At 72.9% G+C, this 21,735-nt stretch carries 19 protein-coding genes; 9 read left to right on the forward strand and 10 right to left on the reverse strand.

What is annotated here, in order from left to right; all coding sequences use genetic code 11:
• Positions 1-107: 107 nt before the first annotated feature.
• From ACLJQM_RS19040 to ACLJQM_RS19055, 4 genes are all read left to right on the forward strand, one after another.
• The gene (locus ACLJQM_RS19040) at positions 108-905 is read left to right on the forward strand and encodes a thymidylate synthase (RefSeq protein ID WP_410632203.1); all 798 of its coding nucleotides are present in this window, start codon (positions 108-110) and stop codon (positions 903-905) included.
• Complete coding sequence (locus ACLJQM_RS19045) at positions 902-1,360, forward strand: dihydrofolate reductase (protein ID WP_410632204.1); 459 nt, start codon at positions 902-904, stop codon at positions 1,358-1,360. Before ACLJQM_RS19040 ends, ACLJQM_RS19045 begins: the two co-directional genes overlap by 4 nt.
• A 126-nt stretch (positions 1,361-1,486) precedes the next feature.
• A complete protein-coding gene (locus ACLJQM_RS19050) occupies positions 1,487-3,115 on the forward strand; it encodes a GMC family oxidoreductase (RefSeq protein ID WP_410632205.1) in 1,629 nt (542 codons plus the stop codon).
• Positions 3,112-4,683: a succinic semialdehyde dehydrogenase gene (locus ACLJQM_RS19055; RefSeq protein ID WP_410632206.1), complete on the forward strand. Its 1,572-nt coding sequence runs from the start codon at positions 3,112-3,114 to the stop codon at positions 4,681-4,683. Before ACLJQM_RS19050 ends, ACLJQM_RS19055 begins: the two co-directional genes overlap by 4 nt.
• On the opposite strand, the gene ACLJQM_RS19060 is transcribed toward ACLJQM_RS19055, so the two are convergent.
• The 6 genes from ACLJQM_RS19060 to ACLJQM_RS19085 form a co-directional block, all read right to left on the reverse strand.
• Positions 4,680-6,137 (reverse strand): phospholipase D-like domain-containing protein, encoded by a 1,458-nt coding sequence (locus tag ACLJQM_RS19060; RefSeq protein ID WP_360780383.1) that lies wholly within the window; start codon positions 6,135-6,137, stop codon positions 4,680-4,682. The two genes, ACLJQM_RS19055 and ACLJQM_RS19060, sit on opposite strands and share 4 nt — an antisense overlap.
• A gap of 51 nt (positions 6,138-6,188) precedes the next feature.
• On the reverse strand, positions 6,189-7,082 hold the full coding sequence (locus ACLJQM_RS19065; protein ID WP_410632208.1) for a PDR/VanB family oxidoreductase: 894 nt from the start codon (positions 7,080-7,082) through the stop codon (positions 6,189-6,191).
• Positions 7,079-7,210 carry a hypothetical protein gene (locus tag ACLJQM_RS19070; protein WP_281506302.1) on the reverse strand — a complete coding sequence of 44 codons (132 nt, stop codon included), beginning with the start codon at positions 7,208-7,210 and terminating at the stop codon, positions 7,079-7,081. The genes ACLJQM_RS19065 and ACLJQM_RS19070 overlap by 4 nt, the downstream gene beginning before the upstream one ends.
• Complete coding sequence (locus tag ACLJQM_RS19075) at positions 7,207-8,238, reverse strand: Rieske 2Fe-2S domain-containing protein (protein WP_410632209.1); 1,032 nt, start codon at positions 8,236-8,238, stop codon at positions 7,207-7,209. The genes ACLJQM_RS19070 and ACLJQM_RS19075 overlap by 4 nt, the downstream gene beginning before the upstream one ends.
• 84 nt (positions 8,239-8,322) lie before the next feature.
• Entirely contained in the window at positions 8,323-9,042 is a 720-nt protein-coding gene (locus tag ACLJQM_RS19080) for an IclR family transcriptional regulator (protein ID WP_410632548.1), read from the reverse strand.
• A 41-nt stretch (positions 9,043-9,083) separates the two neighbouring features.
• A complete protein-coding gene (locus ACLJQM_RS19085; protein WP_410632210.1) occupies positions 9,084-9,821 on the reverse strand; it encodes a MerR family transcriptional regulator in 738 nt (245 codons plus the stop codon).
• A 57-nt stretch (positions 9,822-9,878) separates the two neighbouring features.
• On the opposite strand from ACLJQM_RS19085, the gene ACLJQM_RS19090 reads away from it, so the two are divergent.
• Positions 9,879-10,148 carry a hypothetical protein gene (locus ACLJQM_RS19090; protein ID WP_410632211.1) on the forward strand — a complete coding sequence of 90 codons (270 nt, stop codon included), beginning with the start codon at positions 9,879-9,881 and terminating at the stop codon, positions 10,146-10,148.
• 1,004 nt (positions 10,149-11,152) lie between these two features.
• On the forward strand, positions 11,153-14,437 hold the full coding sequence (locus tag ACLJQM_RS19095) for a TM0106 family RecB-like putative nuclease (RefSeq protein ID WP_410632212.1): 3,285 nt from the start codon (positions 11,153-11,155) through the stop codon (positions 14,435-14,437).
• 1 nt (position 14,438) lies between these two features.
• Here ACLJQM_RS19095 and ACLJQM_RS19100 read toward each other — a convergent pair whose 3' ends face one another.
• Positions 14,439-14,597 carry a hypothetical protein gene (locus ACLJQM_RS19100; protein ID WP_247023856.1) on the reverse strand — a complete coding sequence of 53 codons (159 nt, stop codon included), beginning with the start codon at positions 14,595-14,597 and terminating at the stop codon, positions 14,439-14,441.
• 102 nt (positions 14,598-14,699) lie between these two features.
• On the opposite strand from ACLJQM_RS19100, the gene ACLJQM_RS19105 reads away from it, so the two are divergent.
• Complete coding sequence (locus ACLJQM_RS19105) at positions 14,700-15,512, forward strand: FkbM family methyltransferase (RefSeq protein WP_410632213.1); 813 nt, start codon at positions 14,700-14,702, stop codon at positions 15,510-15,512.
• Here ACLJQM_RS19105 and ACLJQM_RS19110 read toward each other — a convergent pair.
• Positions 15,484-17,508 (reverse strand): MGH1-like glycoside hydrolase domain-containing protein, encoded by a 2,025-nt coding sequence (locus ACLJQM_RS19110; RefSeq protein ID WP_410632214.1) that lies wholly within the window; start codon positions 17,506-17,508, stop codon positions 15,484-15,486. The two genes, ACLJQM_RS19105 and ACLJQM_RS19110, sit on opposite strands and share 29 nt — an antisense overlap.
• Positions 17,509-17,694: 186 nt before the next feature.
• On the opposite strand from ACLJQM_RS19110, the gene ACLJQM_RS19115 reads away from it, so the two are divergent.
• Complete coding sequence (locus ACLJQM_RS19115; protein WP_410632215.1) at positions 17,695-18,798, forward strand: ion channel; 1,104 nt, start codon at positions 17,695-17,697, stop codon at positions 18,796-18,798.
• On the forward strand, positions 18,795-19,172 hold the full coding sequence (locus tag ACLJQM_RS19120) for a hypothetical protein (RefSeq protein WP_410632216.1): 378 nt from the start codon (positions 18,795-18,797) through the stop codon (positions 19,170-19,172). Before ACLJQM_RS19115 ends, ACLJQM_RS19120 begins: the two co-directional genes overlap by 4 nt.
• 68 nt (positions 19,173-19,240) lie before the next feature.
• Here the strand turns inward: ACLJQM_RS19120 and ACLJQM_RS19125 are convergent, their stop codons facing one another.
• A complete protein-coding gene (locus tag ACLJQM_RS19125) occupies positions 19,241-19,720 on the reverse strand; it encodes a DinB family protein (RefSeq protein WP_360780416.1) in 480 nt (159 codons plus the stop codon).
• A 12-nt stretch (positions 19,721-19,732) separates the two neighbouring features.
• A complete protein-coding gene (locus tag ACLJQM_RS19130) occupies positions 19,733-21,715 on the reverse strand; it encodes an amino acid transporter (protein WP_410632217.1) in 1,983 nt (660 codons plus the stop codon).
• Between the last annotated feature and the right edge of the window lie 20 nt (positions 21,716-21,735).

Here is a 21,735-nt window from a genome sequence, read left to right on the forward strand (position 1 = left end):
CCTAGGGCGCTATCTGGAATGAGTCAAGTTATGACCCGAAGATCCACTCGGTGGTGTCGCGCGGCCGGGTACGCCGTTCGCCGTGCGCCTTGGTTAGGCTCGCGGGCATGCCGGACACGCAGTACGAAGACCTCCTCCGCCACGTGCTCGAAACGGGGGCCCGCAAAGGGGACCGTACTGGTACGGGCACGCGGTCGATCTTCGGGCACCAGCTGCGCTACCGCCTCTCGGACGGCTTCCCGTTGATCACCACGAAGAAGGTCCACTTCCGCTCGATCGCGTACGAACTGCTGTGGTTCCTGCGCGGCGACGCGAACGTCGGCTGGCTGCGCGAGCACGGCGTGACGATCTGGGACGAGTGGGCGGCGGAAGACGGCGACCTCGGCCCGGTCTACGGCGTCCAGTGGCGCTCGTGGCCGACCCCGGACGGCGGCCACGTCGACCAGATCGCGGAGGTCCTGCGCACGCTGCGCGAGAACCCCGACTCGCGGCGGATCATCGTGTCCGCGTGGAACGTGGCCGACATCCCGCGCATGGCGCTCCCGCCGTGCCACGCGTTCTTCCAGTTCCACGTCGCCGACGGCCGGCTGTCCTGCCAGCTGTACCAGCGCAGCGCGGACCTGTTCCTCGGCGTCCCGTTCAACATCGCGAGCTACGCGCTGCTGACCCACATGATCGCCGCGCAGGTGGGCCTCGGCGTCGGCGACTTCATCTGGACCGGCGGCGACTGCCACGTCTACGACAACCACGTCGAGCAGGTCCGCACGCAGCTCGCCCGCGAGGCGCGGCCGTTCCCGGCGCTCGAGCTGAAGCCGGCGGAGAGCCTGTTCGACTACACCTACGAGCACTTCGCGCTCGAGGGGTACGACCCGCACCCGGGCATCAAGGCCCCGGTGGCAGTGTGATCGGGCTGATCTGGGCCCAGTCCGCGAACGGCGTCATCGGGCGTGACGGGCAGCTGCCGTGGCACCTGCCGGAGGACCTGAAGCACTTCAAGTCGGTGACGGCGGGCGCGGCGGTGCTGATGGGGCGGCGCACGTGGGAGTCGCTGCCGCCGCGGTTCCGGCCGCTGCCCGGGCGGCGCAACCTGGTGCTGTCCCGGACCCCGCAGGAGGGGGCCGATACGTTCCCGGACCTGCCCGCGGCGTTGTCCGCGGTTTCCGGCGATGTGTGGGTGATCGGCGGGGCGGCGGTGTACGCGGCGGCGCTACCGCTCGCGGACCGCATCGTCGTGACGGAGCTCCGGGAGTCCTTCGAAGGGGACACGCACGCGCCCGAGGTGGGACGGCCGCCGGAGTCGGCGGGCGAGTGGCTGGAGTCCTCGACGGGCCTGCACTACCGCTTGCTGACCTGGGGCTGAGCTCCGGCTCGTGCGCGGGCCGGCCGCCCGGGCCGAGGACCGTTGCGCTCCCGGGGCTCGACGCTATACGGTTGCCTGACTAGAACACGTTACAGTTTACGTGTCCGGGCGGACCGAGGAGCGGAAATGGCGAAGCGGGCGCCACGCAGCGACGAAGCCGATTACGTCGTCGTCGGGTCGGGGAGCTCCGGTGCCGCCGTCGCCGGGCGGCTGGCGCAGGCCGGGGCCAGCGTGATCGTGCTGGAGGCGGGCAAGAGCGACAGTCAGCTGCTGGTCACCAAGCCCGGCATGGTGGCGCCGATGCACGCCGTGCCGCAGCTGAAGAACCTCGTCGACTGGGGCTACTACTCCGTCCCGCAGAAACACGTTCTAGATCGTCGGATGCCGGTGCCGCGGGGCAAGGTCGTCGGGGGCTCCAGCTCCGTCAACGGCATGGTCTACGTCCGCGGCAACCGCGCCAACTTCGACTCCTGGGCCGCCGAGGGCAACGACGGCTGGGACGCCGACCGCGTCAACGCCGCCTACAAGCGGATGGAGGACTTCGAGGACGGCGAGAACGCCTTCCGCGGCGCCGGCGGGCCCATCCGCATCACCCGCAACAAGATCCCGCAGGAAGGGACGCTGCAGTTCCTCGAGGCCACCGCCGACGCGATCGGCTGCGAGATCCTCGACGACTACAACGCCGAGTCCCAAGAGGGCGTCAGCCGGATGCAGCAGAACGCCGCCGACGGCCTGCGCTACAGCGCCTCGCGCGGTTACCTCCACCACGCGCCGTCGTCGCTCCAGCTCCAGTCGCGCGTGCTGGCGAAGAAGGTGCTCGTGGAGAACGGCCGCGCCACCGGCGTTGAAGTCGTCGACGCCGACGGCAGCCGGCGCACGGTCCGGGCCGGCCAGGAGGTCATCCTCGCCGCGGGGGTCGTCGGGTCCGCGCAGCTGCTGATGCTTTCCGGCGTCGGGCACGCCGAGCACCTGAAGGAACACGGCATCGACGTCGTCGCCGACCTGCCCGTCGGGGACAACCTGCACGACCACATGTTCCACGCCCTGACCTTCCAGGTGGCCTCCAGCAAGCTCCGCGGCACGGCGCCGTTCTTCGCCCGCGGCCTGGCCAAGGAGCTGCTGCGGCCCGGCTCCACCTTCCTCGCGAACTCCGTCTTCGAGGCGGTCGCGTTCCTGCGCACCTCCCAGGCCGACGCGGTCCCGGACCTGCAGCTGCACCTGCTGCCCTGGGCCTACGTCTCGCCCAACCAGGACGCCCCGATCCGGCACGCCGTCGACAAGCGCGGTGCCCTCACCGTCCTCACCACGCTGATCTACCCGAAGAGCCGCGGCACGCTGCGGCTCGCCTCGGCCGACCCCACGGCCGCGCCGCTCATCGACTTCCAGTACCTCGCCGACCCGGCCGACCTCGAAGTGCTCGGCGAAGGCTCGGAGATGGTCCGCGAGATCATGGCCTCGAAGGCGTTCGGGGGCGCGGTCAAGGAAGAGATCCACCCGGGCGAGGACCTCAAGGGCCAGGCCCTGCGCGACGCGATCCTCAACCGCGCGACGTCGGTCTACCACGGCGTCGGCACCTGCCGGATGGGCGTCGACGAGCTCGCCGTCGTCGGGCCCGACCTCAAGGTCCGCGGGGTCGACGCGCTGCGCGTCTGCGACGCCTCGATCATGCCGTCGATCACCGGCGGCAACACCAACGCGCCCTGCATCATGATCGGCGAGATGGGTGCCCAGCTCGTCCTCGGGAGCCGGTCATGACCCTCACCCCGGTCAAGCTTTCCCGCCCGGCCTCGGTGACCGACGCGTTCCTGAACCAGCTGGTCGCCCGGGTGCCGGGGTCCGGCGCGACCTGGGCACTCACCGAGGTCTACACCGGCGACGTCCTCGTCGAGCTGCCGCAGTCGACGCCGGCGGACATCGAGCGGGCGTTCGCCGTCGCGCGCGAAGCCCAGCGGAAGTGGGCCGCCACGCCGGTCAAGCAGCGGCTGGCCGTGTTTAAGCGGGCGCACACGCTGTTCGTCGACCGAGCGCGGGCGATCGCCGACCTCATCCAGGTCGAGAGCGGCAAGAACCGGCGGATGGCGATCGAGGAGACCTGCGACCCGCCGATGGTGATGAGCCACTACCTCAAGCGGGCGGCCAAGCTGCTGGCGCCGGTGAAGCGCGGCGGTCCGGTGCCACTGGTGACGTCGTCGACCGAGGTCCGGCGGCCCAAGGGCGTCGTCGGCATCATCGCGCCGTGGAACTTCCCGTTCGCCACCGGCGTTTCCGACGCGATCCCGGCGCTGATGGCCGGCAACGCGGTCGTGCTGAAGCCCGACAACAAGACCGCGCTCTCACCGCTGTACGGCGTGCGGCTGCTGGAGGAAGCCGGCCTGCCGGAGGGTCTCTTCCAGGTCGTCTGCGGCGAAGGCCCGGACGTCGGGCCGGCGCTCATCGACCAGGCCGACTACGTGATGTTCACCGGCTCCACGGCCACCGGCAAGGTGATCGGCGAGCGGGCGGGCCGCAACCTCATCGGCTGCTGCCTCGAGCTCGGCGGCAAGAACCCCATGATCGTGCTCGAGGACGCCGACATCGGGGAAGCCGTGCGGGGCGCGGTGTTCGGCGCGTTCGGCAACACCGGCCAGATCTGCATGCACGTCGAGCGGATCTACCTGCCGGAGTCCCGCTACGACGAGTTCAAGACGGCCTTCGTGGCCGCGGCCTCGGCACTCGACGTCCGCGCGGCGTACGACTTCGGCCCCGAAATGGGCTCGCTCGTTTCGGTGGACCACATGCGCCGCGTCAAGTCCCACGTGGACGATGCCGTCGCCAAGGGGGCCACGGTCCTGTGCGGCGGCAAGCCCCGCCCCGACCTCGGCCCGGCGTTCTTCGAGCCGACGATCCTCGAGGGCGTCACGAAGGACATGCTCTGCGGCGTGACGGAGACCTTCGGTCCCGTGGTGGCGCTGCACACCTACCGCACGGTCGACGAAGCGGTCGAGCTGGCCAACGACACGGACTACGGCCTGAACGCCTCGATCTGGAGCACCGACGTCCCGGCGGCCCGCGCGCTGGCCGCGCGCATCGAGTCCGGCAACGTGAACGTCAACGACATCCTCGCGACGGCGTTCGCCGCCAAGGGAACCCCGTCGGGCGGCATCAAGAACTCCGGCGTCGGCGCCCGCCACGGGGACCAGGGCCTGCTCAAGTACACCGACGGGCAGAACCTGGCCGTGCTGAAGAAGCAGGTGATGGGCCCGCGGCCGGGGCAGGGCTACGAGAAGTACGTCGAGAGCATGCTGTCCGGGCTCAAGACGCTGCGGAAGCTGCGCCTGCGTTAGCCGTCCACGAGCAGCCCCCGCAGCGGGCCCTGCAACCGCCCGGCCCGCCGGGACACGCCCGGCAGCAGCACCAGCCGGTGCGTGCGCCGCTCGCCCCGGCGTTCCCGCTCGGCCTGCTCCTCGGCCAGCGGGCGCCAGAGGTGGTCGACGACGTCGGCCGGGTCGGCGTTCTCCAGCTCTTCGACCGGGCGGCCGAGGTGCTCGGCCCACAGCCGCAGCCTCGTCGAGCGCGCCAGTGCGTGGTCGTCGGTGGCGATGTTGACCTCGGTGTCGTTGAACAGCGAGTGCTCGTTGAGGTTCGCCGAGCCCACGGTCAGCCACTCGTCGTCGACGATGCCGAGCTTCGCGTGGACGTACACCGGCGCCGCCTCATCGCCGTCGTGGGCGCTGATCGTCGTCGCGAGGAGCCGCTGGTGACCGTCGTCGGCGTCCAGGAGGCGGCCCAGCTGCCCGCGGGTGGTGTCCGAGCCGTTGCTCGGCTTGCGGGGGAGCAGCAGGACCACCCGGAACCGGTCGTCGGGCGGGGTGCGCAGCTTGTCGATCAGCACCTCGGCGATCTCCGGCGACCACAGGAACTGGTTCTCCAGGTAGACGAGCCGACGTGCCGAGCGCAGCGCGCGGAGGTAGCCGTCGAGCAGCGTGAATTCGCCTCGGGGCAGGAAGTCGTAGGTGCTGTTCGGCACCGTCCGCAGCAGCTGCACCCGGCTGCCGCCCGCCGGCCCGGGCACCGCGGGCGCGGGCAGGTCTTCCCCCGCCACCTCGGTCCACCGCCGCCGGAAGTGGTCCGCGACGTCGGCGACCACCGGTCCTTCGAGCCGCGTCATGAGGTCGTGCCACCCGATCGGCCGTGGCGGGTGGTCCGGGCTGTCGTGCCGGTCGCCCTCCAGCGCGGTGAAGTCGACGCCGCCGACGAACGCGAGCGCGTCGTCGACGACCACCAGTTTCTCGTGGTGGCAGTGCATGGTCCGCTCGCGGGCGTCGAGCACGCAGCGCACCGCCGAGCCGTCGGTGAACTTCCGCTGCTCCGAGCGCGCGAGCTTGCGCGAGGGCTGGAACGCCGGCACCGGCGGCCCGCCCCAGAGCAGCACCCGCACCTCGACGCCGCGGCCGGCGGTCTCGGCGAGCAGCTCGCGCAGGGTGGGCGCCCCGGGTTCGCGCGTCAGCCGGAAGTCCGCGCTCGCGTGCCAGTTCGCGATGTGGACGTGCGACTTCGCCCGCCGGATCGCCGCCTCGACGGCGGGCAGCGACTCCTCGCCGTCGATCAGCACCTCGACGCGGTTGCCGTCGCGGACCGGGGCTCGGCCGCCGAGCCGGTCCGCCGACCCGCCCGGGGCGAGCACGTCACCCCAGCCGAGCCCGCGCAGCCGCCGCCGGTGGTGGGCGCAGAGCACGCTTTCGAGCCCGTCGCCCAGCCGCTCGTCCGCCTTGTCCAGGAAAGTGCGAAACGTCTTCACCCGTCCCATGGCACTACAGATCGGCCGAGTCCGCCGCGCAGTGACGCTCCGTCAGAGGTCGAGCACCAGGCGGGGTGAGCGCGCGCGGGACACGCAGAGCATCATCACCTCGCTCTCTTCCCGCTCGGCGTCGGTCAGCACGGCGTCGCGGTGCTCCGGTGTCCCGCCGAGCACGCCGGTTTCGCAGGTGCCGCACGTGCCTTCGCGGCACGAGGACAGCACCGTGACCCCGGCTTCCTCGACCACGTCGAGGATCGACCGGTCCGCGGGCACCGCCAGCACCCGCCCCGAGCCGGCGAGCTCGACTTCGAACGCCGTGCGCGGGCCGTCGTCCGGCTCTGCGGTGAAGCGCTCGACGTGCAGGTTTTCGAGGCCGAGCCGTTCCACCGCCGTCAGAAGCGGCGCGGGGCCGCAGCAGTACACCGCCGTGCCCGGCTCGACCGGCAGCCCGGCGAGGTCGAGCAGGCCGTCCTCGTCCTGCGGCCGGATCGTCACGCGGTCGCCGTAGCGGGCCAGCTCGTCGGTGAAGGCCATCGACGAGCGCGTCCGGCCGCCGTACACGAGCTGCCAGTCGCCGGCCCGTTCGAGCATCGGCAGGATCGGCGTGATGCCGATGCCGCCCGCGACGAACAGGTACCGCTCGGCGGGCACCAGCGGGAAGTGGTTGCGCGGCTCCGACACCCGCACCCGGTGCCCGGGCGCCAGCTCGTCGTGCACGTACGCCGAGCCGCCGCGGCCGGCGGGCTCCCGCAGCACCGCGACCTGGTACGCCGAGGTGTCTTCGGGGCGGCCGCACAGGGAGTACTGCCGCACGCCGCCGGGCAGCTCGAGGTCGACGTGCGCGCCGGGTTCCCACGACGGCAGCGGCCCGCCGTCCGGCGCGCGCACCGTCAGGCGGACGACGTCGTCGGCCACGGTTTCCTTGGTTTCCACGACCAGGTTCATCGGTGTCCTTCGGGGTGGGCGAGGAGCCAGTCCCAGAGCTCGACCGGGTCGTCGAAGTCGCGTTCGGCGCCGCAGTGGCAGATCGCGTGCAGCCAGTCGGTGCCGGGGACCCAGAGGACCCGGTTCACGGCGAGACCAGCCGCTGCAGCATCCGGCGCGCCGCCAGGCCACCGGTGTCGATGTTGACCGAAAGTTCCTGGTAGCCATCGGGTTCCGTGGCGATGACCCGCTCGAGGACGTCGAGTGCTTCGACGTCCTGCAGCACCACCGTGCGGTTGTTCTCGGCCAGGAACGCCGACACGCCTTCGTCGTCGAGCGCGAAGTCCCTGGCGACGGCCCAGAAGTCGTGCGTGGAGTGCTCGGTCTCGGGGGTGATGGCGTAGACGACCTCGACGTGGAAGGCGTCCGGGTCGCTGCCGTCCGGGCGCGGCACGGACCCGACCGGCGCGATGCGGCTGTGCAGCTTGTACAGGCAGGGCGGGGTGTACTCGATGTCCTGCCAGCGCGAGATGCGGCCCTGCAGGCCGGTCGACTTGGCGTAGAACGGCGGGCATTCGGCGTCGGCCATGTGCCGCGAGACGTAGACGACGGCGTTCTCCTCGTCGACCTCCGTCGTGATCGGCGTGGCGGCGACCTCCGGTGTGCCGATGTAGCCGCCGTGCAGGTAGGTCTCGTGCGAGAGGTCCAGCAGGTTGTCGACGAGCAGCGAATACCGCGCCCGCAACGGTTCCATCCCCGAGACCGTGGTGTAGCCGGGGGAGCCGAGGTAGGGCGCGCGCGGGATCCGCGCGGCGTCGGCGTTGGCGGGATCGCCGATGAAGACCCAGACGAAGGAGTCCTGCTCCACGACGGGGTACCGCGGCAGCCGCGCGGTCCGCGGCACCCGCGCCTGGCCCGGCACGGCCACGCACTTGCCGTCCGCGCCGTAGGTGAAGCCGTGGTAGCCGCAGACGACCTGGTCGTCGACGAGCCGGGAAGGCGCCTGGGACAAGGGGAACCGCCGGTGGACGCACCGGTCGGCCACGGCCGTCACGCTCCCGTCGCGGGTCCGCCAGAACAGGACCGGTTCGCCGCAGATGGTGCGGCTGAACAGTTCCGCGCCGATTTCGGAGCCGTAGGCGGCGACGTACCACTGGTCACGGGGAATGGCGCTCATCGGAGTTCGTCCTCTCGTGGCGGGGCCCCCAGCCTGGGCGGGCGGGCCCCTCGCCGCGAAGGGCTCTTCCATAAGACGGAAAGCTCAGCCGAGCGCGCGGGAGATCGCCCGGGCGCTCGTCCGGACCAGCGGAGCCAGCGCGTGCGGCGACGCACTGCCGTGCCGCACGACGAGCGACACCGCCGCCACGACCTGGCCGCGGGCGCCGTGGATCGGCGCGCCGACTGACAGGCTGTCGAGGGTCACCTGCCGCTCGCTGATGGAAAACCCGTGGGTGCGGACGTCGGCGAGCAGGTGCCGCAGCCGATCGGGATCGGTGACGGTGTCCGGCGTGTACCGCTCGATCGGGCGGCTGAGGACGTCTTCCTGCACCTCGGCGGGCGCGTGGGCGAGCAGGACGAGCCCGACCCCGGTGGCGGTCAGCGCGAACCGTCCGCCGACGCGGGTCAGCACGGGAACCGCGCCCGAGCCGGCGATGCGCTCGATGAAGACGACCTCGGTGCCTTCGCGGACGGCGAGCTGGACGTTCTCGCGGGTGATCTGCGAAAGGTCTTCCAGGAACGGGAGGGCGCGCTCGCGCAGGCCGAGGCCGCGCGGGGCGAGCGAGCCCAGTTCCCACAACCGCAACCCGACCCGGTAGACGCCGGTGTCGTCGCGTTCGAGCGCGCCCCAAGAGCAGAACTCCCGCAGCAGCCGGTGCGCGGTGGCCGCGGGCAGCCCGGCGCGGCGGGCGACCTCGCTCAGCCGCAGCGCGGGGTGGTCGGGGGTGAAGGCTTCGAGCACCTTGAGCGCGCGGCCGAGCACGGGCCCGGTGGCGCCGGGAACGCGACCTCGATGCGGCACGGCTACCTCCCGGGGATCAGCTGGGCGCGGAGCAGGCCGTCGAGGCGTCGCCACGCCGGTGACCCGGCGTTGACCGCGCTCTGGATCAAGGCCGGGACCGCCGAGGGCGCGTCCAGGCCGGGCAGGGGACCGGGGCCGTAGCGCTGCCGGGTGGCCGTCACGATCCGGCCGGCGAGGGCGTCGATCGCCGGGTCCGCCGGAGGCAGGTCGTGGGCGCGGTCGTAGTCCAGGTAGAGCTGCCTCAGCTCGGGGTCGGTCAGGGCCTGGGCCTGGTCGCGGAAGGACTCCGCGGCCTGCTCCGGGTGCGTCGCGTACACCAGGATCCACAGGTCCGTCTCCATGGCGACCCAGCGCGCGGAAAAGCCCAGCTCCGGCAGGTGCTCGAGGTGCCGCGCGACTTCGGGCGGCAGCCCGTGCACCGGCCCGGACCCGAGCCGGCGGAGGCGACGCTGCGTCTCGCGGAGACGGCGGATGTGCGCGGTCAGCTCGCGGTCGACGTCGTGGAGCGCTTCGCGGACCTGCTCGGGCGTCGCGTCGCCGAGGTCCTTGATGCGCGCCAGCGGCACACCGGCTTCGGCGAGGGTGCGGATCTTGAGCAGGTCGATCGCGTGCGCGGCGGTGTAGCGCCGGTACCCGGATGCGTCCCGTTCCGGCTCCGGGAGCAGGCCTTTCGCGTGGTAGACGCGGACCGTCTTGACCGAGACGCCGGCGTAGCGGGCCAGCCTGCCGATGGTGATCACCTGACCATCATGCCGCGCTTGACCCCGCCCCAGGGGCAGGGTTGCAGACTGACCGCCATGACGAACGTGGATCCGGCCACCCTGCGCGCCCTGGCCGACGAGGGCAACGAGCGCGCCCTCGACCGCCTGGCCGACCTGGCCGACGCGCGCGACGACATCGCGGCGCTGAGCGAGCTGCTCGACGAAGGCAGCACCCACGCCGGCCGCCTCCTCACCCGCCGCGCGGTGGCCGCGGGCGACCTGCTGGAGCTGCAGCGGGTGAGCGACGCCGGCCACGAGGAGGCGGCAGTGGAGCTGGACCGCCTGCTGGGCGACCCGGGCCGCTGACCCGCACCGCCGGGTCGGGTCGCCGGCCTGGGTCGTTGACCCGCGCCGAACCGAGTTGCTGGCCTGGGCCGCTGGCCCCTCGCTGCCGATCCGCGCTGCCGACCTGGGCGCCCGCCCGCGCCGCCGACCCGCGTTGCCGACCTGGGCGCCCGCCCGCGCCGCCGACCCGCGCTGCCGGCTGGGTCACTATCCCGCACCCGCCGGGTCGCTGGCCTTGCGGCAGACCCGCGCTGCCGGCTGGGCCACTATCCCGCACCCGCCGGGTCGCTGGCCTTGCGGCAGACCCGCGCTGCCGACCTGGGGCGCTGGCCCGCGCCGCCGGCCCGCGTTGCTGACCCATCCAGCCGACCCGCGCTGCCGGCTGGACCCCCCTGATCCGCACCGCCGGGGTTGGGTCGCGGGCCCCTGCTGTCGACCTGCGCTGCGGACCCAGCTGGCCGACCCGCGCTGCCGACCTGGGTTGCTGACCTGGGTTGATGCCTGCCTCGTTGGCCCGGCGGCGTTGGCTGCTCGCGTTGCTGTTCTGGGTTGCTGGCCCGGGTTGATGCCTGCCTCGTTGGCCCGGCGGCGTTGGCTGCCCGCGTTGCTGATCTGGGTTGCTGACCCGGGTTGATGCCTGCCTCGCTGGCCCGGCGGCGTTGGCTGCTCGCGTTGCTGACCTGGTGGCTGGCCCGGGTTGATGCTTGCCCCGCTGGCTCGGCCCGGCGGCCCGGCGGCGCTGGCGGCCCGCGCTGCCGATCCGGGTCGCTGGCCCAGGCTGAGGTCGCCCCGCCGGCTCACCCGGTTGGCCGGGTCGCCGCCCCGCGCCGCCAAGCTACCCCGTTGACCAGCCCCGCCGACCCACTCCGCCGCCGAACCCAACCCGATGACCGCCTCGCCGACCCACTCCGCAGCCGTCCTGAATGAGTCGTTCAGGTCTTCCGAGGTCCTGAACGACTCATTCAAGACCGGCCGCGGGGCGTGTCGGGCAGCCTCACCCGGCCGTCGTGTCAGACTTCCCCGCGATGGTCACCCCAGCCGATCTTGCCGACCTGCTCGAATGTGAGCACCGCAGCCTCCTCCACCAGGCCTGGGCCGCCGGGCTGCCGGGTGCGCCGCGCCCCGCCGACACCGCGGTGCCCGGCCGGCGTCCCGAGGCCGCGGAAGCCGAAGCGACCGAAGCGGCCATCCGGGCCGGGGCGCCCGAGATTCCCCGGGCTGTCCTCCGGGACGGCGACTTCACGGGCCAGGTCGACGCTCTCGTCAAGAACGCCGAAGGCCGCTACGAGGTCTTCGACGCCCAGCCGGTCCGGCACCCGACGCCCGGCGCCGTCGTGCGGCTCACCGCCTGTGCCGACGCCCTCGGCGAGGCCGCCGGGCCGCTCCTGCACCTCGGGCTGAGCGACGGCACCACCCGCACGCTGCGCGTCGAAGACTTCCGGCCCCTCGTCGCCCGGCTGCGGGCCCGCCTGCGCGATCGCGCCCCGCGGGTGCCCGTCCCCGTGTGGGCTGACGAACGCCCGGCCTGCGCCGGCTGCGCGTTCGCCCGGCACTGCTCGTCGGCCCGGGAGGCCGACCGGGACCTCTCGCTCGTCGCCGGGATGCGCGGTGACCAGCGGCGCAAGCTGACCGCCGCCGGCCTGGGCTCGATCGACGCGCTCGCCGCCGCCGGGCCGGGTGACCGGCCGCGGGACCTGTCCGTGACGGCGTTCGAGGCCCTGCGTGCCCAGGCCGCGCTCCAGGTCCGGCAGGACACCACCGGCGAAATCGCCTACGAGGTCGTCGACCCCGACGCGCTGGCCGCCCTGCCGGCACCCGCGCCCGGCGACGTCTTCGCCGACCTCGCCGGTGACCCGCACGCCCTCGCCGGCGAAGGGCTGGAGTACCTCTTCGGCGCGGTCACCGAGGCGGACGAGCGGCAGTTCACGGCGTTCTGGGCGCACAGCCGGGCCCAGGAGAAGCAGGCCTTCGAGGAGTTCGTCGACTTCGCCGCCGCGCGCGTCGCCGAGCACCCCGGTTCGCACGTCTACCACTACGCGCCCTACGAGGTGACCGCGATCAAGCGGCTCGCGGCCGTGCACGGCACCCGCGAGGAGACCGTCGACCACCTGCTGCGCAGCGGCGCGGTCGTGGACCTGCACGCCGTCGTGCGCAAGGCGCTGCGCGTGTCGCAGCGGTCGTACTCGATCCGCCACCTCGAGCCGCTCTACCAGCCCGGCGCCCGCGGCAAGACCGCCGTGTCCGACGTCGACGAGTACGAGGAGTACCTGGCGTTCGACCGGTCCGGCGAGCCGGAACGCGCGGAAGAGGTGCTGCGCCGGATCGCCGAGGACACCGAGGACGACTGCGTCTCCGCCCTGCGGCTGTTCGGTTTCCTGCACCGCGTCCGCGCCGAAGCCGGGATCGACACGCCCGAACCGGCCGAGGAGTCCGCCGAGGACGCTTTGCTGCGCGCGGCCGAGGAAGACGTCGCCGCCGAGCGGCGTGCCGAACGGGCCGCGGCGCTGGCCGCGCTGGTCGACCCGCTGCTCGACGGGCTGCCGGACGACCCCGCCGGCTTCACCGCGGACGACCGCGCCCGCGCGCTGCTGGCGGCGTCGGTCGGCTATCACCGCCGCGAGACCAACCCGGCCTGGTGGGAGTACTTCCGCCAGCTGGCCGCGCCGCTCGGCGACCTCGAAGTCGACACCGCCTGCGCCGTCCCGGTGGCGCTGGAAGCGGGGGAGTGGGTGCCCCCGGCCGGGCGGGTGCGCACGGCGAAGCGGACACTGCAGCTCGCGTGCGACCCCGACCGGCCGCACCCGTTCGCGCCCGGTGACGAGGTGCGGCTGCGCTACGGCGACACCGCCCGCGACGCGAAGGTCGTCGCGGCGTCGGCGGTCGAGCTGACGGTGGAGGAGAGCAGCCCGCCGGACGCCACCACGAACGACCGGCCGACCGCGGTCCTGCCCGGCAGCCCGGTGCGGCCCTCGCCCAAAGACGAAGCCGTCGCCGAGCTGGCCCGCCTGACCGTCGACGCGCTCCCGGCGCTGCCGCGGCACCCCGGGATCGACCTGCTCCGCCGGACCCCGCCCCGCCTGCGCTTCGGCGAGGCGCTGCCCGCGCCGGGGGACGACCTGGTCGCCACGGTGATCGAGGCCGCCGAAGAGCTGGACGGCTCGACGCTCGCCGTCCAGGGGCCGCCGGGTGCGGGCAAGACCTACCTCGCCGGCCGGCTGATCGCCCGGCTCGTGCGGGCCGGCCGGACCGTCGCGGTCACCTCGAACAGCCACAAGGCCGTGGAAAACGTGCTGAGCGCGGCGAAGAAGAGCGCGCCGGACCTGCCGTGCGCCAAGCGCGCGAAGCGGACGCCGGACCCGGCGGCGCCGTGGGACCAGCCGAAGAGCAACCCGGCGCTGGTCAAGTGGCGCGAGGAGCACGACACCGGCCACCTGGTCGGCGGGACGGCGTGGACCTTCGCCAACGCCGCGATCCGCGAAGAACCGTTCGACTACCTGATCATCGACGAGGCGGGCCAGTTCGCCCTCGCCGACGCGCTCGCGGTGTCCGTGTGCGCCAGGAACGTCCTGCTGCTGGGCGATCCGCAGCAGCTGCCGCAGGTGGTGCAGGGCACGCACCCGGCGGGCGCGGAGGCCTCGGCGCTGGGCCACCTCATCGGCGAGGCCGACATCATGCCGCCCGAGCTGGGCTACTTCCTCGACGAGACGCGGCGGATGCACCCGGCCGTGTGCGCGCCGGTGTCGGACCTGTCCTACGCGGGCCGCCTCCACGCCCACCCGACGGCGGCCGACCGGTCGCTCGAGGGCGTCGAGGCGGGGTTGTACGTGGCCGAGACCGACCACACCGGCAACACGACCCGGTCGGTCGAGGAAGCCGCGGTCGTCACCGCGATCGTCGCGGACCTGCACGGCCGCGCGTGGACCGACCACGGCACGACCCGGCCCCTCGGCGACGCCGACATCGTCGTGGTCGCGCCCTACAACCTGCAGGCGCGCACGGTGACCCGTGCGCTGGAGGAAGCCGGGTTCCCCGGGGTGCGGGTGGGCACGGTCGACCGGTTCCAGGGGCAGGAAGCGCCGGTGGTGATCACGACGATGACGTCGTCGTCGGCGGTCGACCTGCCCCGCGGGCTCGACTTCCTGTTGTCCCGCAACCGGCTCAACGTCGCTCTCTCGCGGGCGCAGGCTCTCGCGATCCTGGTCTGCTCGCCGCGGCTGGTCGAGGCCGACATCCGGACCGTGGAGCAGCTGCGCCTGGTCGCGGGCATGATCGGCCTGCTGACCGCGGCCCGCCCCTGGCCGGCCGGCTAGCTCACGAGGGCGGTTCGACCTCGCCCGCGTCCTCGTCGACGTCCTGTCCTTCCGGCTTCTCGCGCTCGGCCGGGGGGATTTCGATGTCGAGGTCGACGTCCGGGGTGCCCGGCGGGCGCGGGACGTCGGGGCTGATGGGCTGGTGCTCGGCTTCGGTCATGATCGGCGGTTACCCGGATCCCCGGCCGTCCATGCGGACCCCGGAAAGCGCCTTCCGGGGGTGGACCGCCGCGGCCGATGCTGATATTCCTTCGCCGTGCCCATGGACGCGATCGACCTCCACAGCATCAACGCGTGGGAGGTGGCCTTCCTGCGCGAGGAGGTGGGCGCCTACTTCGCCAACGGCATCGGCCTTTCCCCCGGCGCGACCGTGCTCGACGTCGGCGCCAACGTCGGCGTCTTCTCCGCCGCCGTCTTCGAACGCCTCGGCGGGGACGCGCGGATCTTCGCCTTCGAACCGCTCCCGCCGCTGTTCGCGACCCTGGAGCGCAACGCCAGCGAGTTCTTCGCGGACCGGCTGACCGCGTTGCCCTACGGTCTCGCCGCCGTCGAAGCCGAGCTCGACTTCAGCTACTTCCCGGCCGCCACCATCTTTTCGTCGTCGCTGCGCGACGCGGGCAACATCGAGGTCGAGCGCCGCCGGGTCACCGCCAGCGTCGTCGAAATGATCCGGCGGGGCGGGCTCGGCGGCGGGCTGCGCCGCATCCCCGCCCCCGTCCTGCGCGGTGTCGTCGGCCGCAAGCTGCGCGTCATGCGGGAGCTCGAAACCCACCGCGTCCGGGTCCGGCCGCTCTCGGCGGTGCTCGACGAGCACGGCATCGAGCGCGTCGACCTGCTCAAGGTCGACGTCGAAGGTGCCGAGCTCGACGTCCTGCGCGGCCTCGAAGACCGGCACTGGCCGCTGGTGCGGCAGGCGGTCGTCGAGGTCGAAGGCTGGCGCGAGCACCGCGAGACCGTCCGCGACGTCTTCACCTCGCGCGGGTTCACCGTCGAGGCGGTGCAGGACCCCGTGCAGGAGGCCGCCGACATCGGGATGGTGTTCGCGGTCAGCGGTAGGAGAGCCAGTCGAGGTTGATCCGGGCGGTGTCGCCGGCCGCGTAGGACAGGGTGAGCACCGGGTCCGGGCCGGTGACCGGGATGTCGGCGAAGGTCGCCGTGCCCCAGTCGTCCCAGCTGTCGGAGACCTTCGGGAAGCTCAGCTGCCGCAGCGGGCGGCCGTCCACCGACAGCGTCACGGTGCGGGCGTCGCCGTTGGCGTTGGCGTACCGGACGGCGAGCGTGCCGGTCGCGGGTGCGGTGCCGGCGCGGTGGATCGTGAACGTCGACGCCGCGCCCTCGGCCCAGAGCCCGTCGACGAACGCGCGCCCGGAGTAGCCGGTGTGGTTCACGTTCGTCTTGACCCCGCCGGTGTTGTGCGCGTCTTCGGCCTCCAGGTGCGCCGGATCCGGGCAGCCCGCGACGGTTCCGGCGGTGTCGGCGCAGCGGTCCTGGGCGTCGGGGACGCCGTCGCCGTCGCGGTCGCCCGCGGGTGCGCCGGTCAACGTGATCTCGACGGTGTGCGCGCCGCTGAGCGTGGCCGGGAGTTCGGCGGAGGCGGGCCTGCCGTCGAGGGTGACCGAGCGGATCGCGGTCCCGGCGCCGCGCAGGGTGACGGTGAGGTCCGCGGCGCGGTAGCGCAGGTGCCGCAGGGTGACGTCACCCCAGCCGCTGGGCAGGGTCGGGGCGAAGGCCAGGCCGCCGGCGGTGAAGCGCAGCCCGAACAGTCCACTGTGGACCATATCGAGGAAAGCGGTCGCCGACCAGGTCTGGTCGGGTTCGGAACCCCAGTGGAACTTCACGGTGTCGCCGAGCCGCTGGTAGCCGCCGTCGACGACCCCGGTGCCGCCGTGGTAGATCTCCCAGAAGCCGCTGTTGCCGCCGGCCAGCTTCGCCAGGCGCGTGGTCTCGGCGGCGAAGCCGTTCTGGTCGCCCTGCCCGGCGAGCGCTTTCGCCCACAGGCCCTGGACGAGCGGCCAGACGATGGCGTTGTGCCGGCCCGGCTGCGCGTCGGAGTAGCGCGCCCAGTTCGGGTAGGTGTCGGGCATGCCCCACGCCATTTCGCGGGCGTTGGCGACGATCGAGCGCGCCTGCGCGGGGTTCGCGACGCCGAAGATCAGCGCGAACGCCAGCCCGGTGCCCTCCTGGTACGCGCCGCGGGTGCCGTCGGCGAGGAGCTGGTAGTCGTAGAGCCCGGTCTTCGGGTTCCAGAAGTTCCGGTTGATCGCGTTCTTCAGCGCGGTGGCCTTGGTGCGGTACGCGGCGGCTTCCGCGGCGGGGCGGCCCAGCTGCCCGGCCATGTTCGCGGCGTTGACGTAGGCCGCGTAGTAGACCTCGTTGGTGCTCAAGAACATCCCGCTCGCGACGCCGGGCCACGGCATGCTGCCGGTGCTGACCGATTCGGTGGCGTCGGCGGGCGGCGCGGGGTAGCCGGCGATGCCGTCGTTGAAGAACGACGCGCCGGTGAACAGCCCGTAGGTGCGGTTGAACCCCGCGGTGGTGGCGGTTTCGCGGATGCCGAGCGTGTTCTTCGTGGTGGCGTAGGCGTTTTCGAGGAACCCGCGGTCGCCGGTGACGAGGAAGTGGTGCCACGCGGCCGTCGCCCAGACGACCTGGTCCCACTGCTGGTCGTCCTGCTGCACGCGCAGGGCGCCGCCGGCGTCCTTGTCGACCACCGCCCACAGGGTGTTCCGCGCGAGCGCGGGGTCGAGCAGGCTCGTCGCGTTCCAGCTGTTGACCGAGGCGTCGCGCGTCCACGGCTGCGCGTACCCGCCGCCCGCGCGGACGAAGCCGACGGCCGGGTCGAGCAGGCCGCTCTTGTCGTACTTCGGGTCGTAGCCGATCGTGTTGGTGCGCAGCAGGTTGTCGAGTGCCGCGTCGTAGGCGGTGCCGTACAGCGCTTGGCTGCCGGGGTTCGCGAACTCGAGTGCCGGGCGGGCCGCCGGAGCCGCGGTCGCGGGGCCGGTGAGCACCCCGCTCGCCGTCGCCACCACCAGGACCGCCGCGCCGAACCGCCGCCGGACGTCGTTTGCCATGCGCGTAACCCCTTCGCATCGGTCGCCGACCCGGAGCCAGTGCACCACGGAAGGTCGGGTTTTCCCCGGGAACGGCGGGATTCTGTCCGTTTCTGTCCGCCGTCACGGTCGGGTAAAGACCGTTGTGCCTGGTCGCACCGTGTGATCGGGTGTCGGGACCGCGGTCGCGCTGAGTGAGGAGGACCGGTGGCGTTCTTCCTTTCGCGGCTGTTCGCGCGCTGGGTGCTGCACCCGGGCCGGGGCTGGCTGCTGCCGGCCGCCGTGGTGCTCGTCGTGTTCGCGACCAGCTGGCCGCTGATGGCGCTGGCCGAGCCGGCGGGCAGCGAGCTGGTCCGGCCCGGCACCTACTGGTGGTACTTCGTCGTCACCGCGACCACGGTCGGGTACGGCGACTTCTCGCCCGGAACGTTCGCCGGGCACCTCGTGGGCGCCTACGTGATCGTGGGCGGGATCGCGACCCTGACGACGGTGTTCACCAAGCTCGCGTCGGTGCTGGAACAGGCGAAGGGACGGCGGATGCAGGGGACGGAGGCGGTGCGCGCGAGCGGCCACACGGTGCTGATCGGGTACGCCGCCGGGCGGACCGAGCGGATCGTGGCCCAGCTGCTGGCCGACGGGGTGCCCGCGCTGGTGCTGTGCGCGGGGGAAGAGGTCGGCGTCCACCCGATGCCGGACCGGCCGGTGCAGTTCGTCCGCGGCGACCCGACCGCGGCCGACGTGCTGGCCAGGGCGGGCGTGGCCCGCGCCGCCGCGGTCCTGGTCGACGTGGCCGACGACAACGCGGCGCTCGCGGTCGCGGTCACGGTGGACCACGCCACGCCGTCGGCGCACGTCGTCGTGACGCTGCGGGACCTCGACCGCGCCGAGCTGGTCCGCTACGTCGACCCGCGGATCCGCTGCGTCCAGTGGCACACCCCGCGGATGGTGACCGAGGAGCTGACGTCCCCCGGCATCACCGAGGTCTACGCCGAGCTGATGACGGCCGGGGGCGCCGACACGTTCTCCGTCACGCTGCCGGAGTCCCTCGGCCGGCTCCCCGCCGAACACTGCCGCCTCGCGCTCGGGCGCACGTACGGGGCGACGGTGCTGGCCGTGCGCACCGGCACCGACCTGGCGGTCAACCCGGCCTGGGACGCGGAGCTGGCGCCGGGCTCGGTGCTCTACTACGTCGGCCCGCGACGCCTCACCGGTGCCGAGGTCGAGGCGGCCCTGCGCGGGGAGGTGGCCCCGCCGGGCGCGACGCTGCATACTGCAAGAATGTCGAGGAGGAAGCCGGGGGCGGCGCGATGAGCTCGCGCGAGGGGCGGTCGCGCCGGAAGTTCGGCCGGATCGACCCGTACTGCCTGATGGCCGTGCTGCCGGTGCTGCTGGTCGCCGGAATCCTCGGTTCCCTGGTCAACGTCCTGCTGGGACTGGGCTGCGCGGTCTTCGCGGGCCTGATCCTCCTGTTCGACTCGTGGGCCAACCGCCCGGGCCCGCCCCCGCCCGAACCCGCGCGCCGCCCGGTCCGCCAGGCCCAGGCGAGGCCGCCGGCCCGCGATCCCGGTCGCCCCCCTGTCCGGCAGCAGGCGCGGGGCCCGCGTCCGCCGGCGGGTCGCGCCCCGGCCCCGGCCCCGGCCCGCGCTCCGGTCCGGCGTGCGGGACCGCCGCCCGCGGCCCGCTGAGCTACGCGAGTTCCCGGGGGCACGACCGCTCGGCCGACGGTACCTCGCCCTCGTCGCGAAGCGCCGTCTCAGCCGGCGAGGATCTGCTCGCGCAGGATGTCGGCGTGCCCGCCGTGCTGGGCCAGCTCCCGCAGCACCTGCAGGTACACCCAGCGCACCGTGCGCGGTCCGGTGCGGTGACCGGTCACGACGGCGTCGAGTGACAGGTCCGCGACCGCCTTCCGGGCCGTGGCACAGGCTTCCCGGTGGGCCGCGGTGACCGAAGCGATGGTGTCGCCGTCGGCGAGCCGGAACGACTCGTCCGGACTCGCGGCCAGGCCGAGCTCCCCGCGGGACTTGCCGCCGACGCACTCCTCGAACCACACGCGCTGCATCCACGTGACGTGCTTGAGCAGTCCCAGCAGCGTCGTCGCCGACGGGACGAGCCGGCGGCGGGCCTGGTCCTCGGTGAGGCCGTCGAGGGCAGCCTCCATGGCGCCTCGGTGTTCCTCCAGGAAGGCCTCGAGCTGGCCGCGTTCGCCGTCCAGTGGCACGTCGAACGAACCCATCGGGATCTCCTCTCAGCCGCCGACGTGGATGCCGGGCCGTCGGTCGGGATCTTTCTCGCTGCTGCGGATGATCTCCCGGACGACCGGCGCGGTGTCGCCGCGGCCGAGGAGCAGGTAGCGGAACAGGTGCCCCAGCGGGTTTCCTTCGGACCACTCGAAGTAGCAGCGGGGCCGGACGCCGGTGACGTCGCGCAGGGTCAGCAGGATCGCGGCGATCGCGTTCGGCGCCGCCGGGCTGGCGGCGCGGAGGATCCGGTAGCCGTCGACGTCGACGCCCCGCACCTGCAGCACGTTGCTGAACTCCGACGGGTCCACGACGTCGATCTCGAGGAACAGGATGTCGGCCGCCCCGGGCACGGGGTTCATGCCGCGCTGTTCGGCCTCCTTGGCGGAGTACTCGGCGTGGTCACCGCCCTGGCGCTTGTTCGCGATGATGTTCAGCGCGCCGTCGTGGGCCAGCGAGTCGGCGATGAACCGGCGCGCCTCGTCGTCGAACTCGATGTGCTCGGCGCGCAGCTCGGTGGTCCGCGTGACCCGCGAAACCAGCGAGACGACGATGATCCCCAGGATGAACAGCGCCGAGATCGCGATCCCGTCCGGCTTCTCGATGACGTTCTCGACGAGCGCGTAGAGCAGCACGAGCGTCAGCACGACGAAGCCGGTGGCGGCACCGCGGTGGCGGCGCCGGATCGCGGAGATGCTGACCGCGACCGCGCCCGAGACCATCATCGCGAGGATGCCGGTCGCGTAGGCGCCGGCCTGGGCGTTGACGTCGGCGCCGAACGCGATGGTGATGAGGATGCTGATCGCGGTGTAGACGAGCACGACCGGCCGGACGGCGCGGCCCCACTCCGGCGCCATGCCGTAGGCGGGCAGGTACCGCGGCACGATGTTGATCAGCCCGGCCATCGCCGACGCGCCGGCGAACCACAGGATGAGGACGCTGCTGATGTCGTAGGCGGTCCCGAAGATCTCGCCCAGTTCGTGGTGCGCGAGGTAGGCCATCGCGCGGCCGTTGGCCTCGCCGCCGTCCTTGAACGCGTCGGCCGGGATCAGCACGGTGGTGACGAAGCTCGTCGCGATGAGGAACACGGACATGATGAGCGCGGCGACGGTGAGCAGCTTCCGCGTGTTGCGGATCCGCGACTCCAGCTTCTCCTCGGCGGACTTCCCGTCCGCGGCGACCAGCGGCATCATGCTGACGCCGGTCTCGAAGCCGGACAGCCCGAGCACGAGCAGCGGGAAGGCGAGCACGGCCGGGCCGACGATGCCGCCGAATCCGCCGCCACCCGCGGTCAGCGCGTCGGTCCAGTGGGACAGGGCCGCGGAGTCGCCGAGCAGGTCGATCACCCCGGCGACGGTGACCACGGCGTTGAGCACCAGGAACACCGCGACGAGCGGGATGGCGACCCCGACGGCCTCGCTGAAGCCGAGCAGGAACACCCCACCGAGGATCAGCAGCAGCACGACGGTGATGAGGACGGCGTGGCCGTGCAGGAAGCCCGGCAGGTACGGGTTTTCCAGCATGTGCACGGTGGCGTCGGCCGAGGACAGCGTGATCGTGATGATCCACGACGTCGCCACGAACCCGAGCAGCGTGAGCACGAAGAGCTTCCCGCGCCAGAACGGCAGCAGGTTCTCCAGCATCGCGACCGAACCCTGCCCGTGCGGGCTTTCCCGGGCGACCCGGCGGTACATCGGCAGCATCCCGAGCAGGGTGAGCGCGACGATGAGCAGCGTGGCCAGCGGCGAGAGCGCCCCGGCGGCGAGCGCGGCGATGCCGGGCAGGTAGGAGAGCGTGGAGAAGTAGTCCACGCCGGTCAGGCACATGACCTTCCACCAGGCCTGCGGGGTGCCCTGGTCCTCGGCGCCGGCGCGGCCGATCGGGGCGACCCGGTGCTCCAGCAGCCACCGGGCGGCGCCGGACGCCGGCGGCTTCGGCGGAACCGGGCTGTCGACCTTCGCCGGAATGGTCAAATCGGGTGAAACACCCATTTCTCGCCCTCTCGTCCCCT

The organism is Amycolatopsis sp. cmx-4-83, from assembly GCF_046548815.1.
GTDB lineage: Bacteria > Actinomycetota > Actinomycetes > Mycobacteriales > Pseudonocardiaceae > Amycolatopsis > Amycolatopsis pretoriensis_A.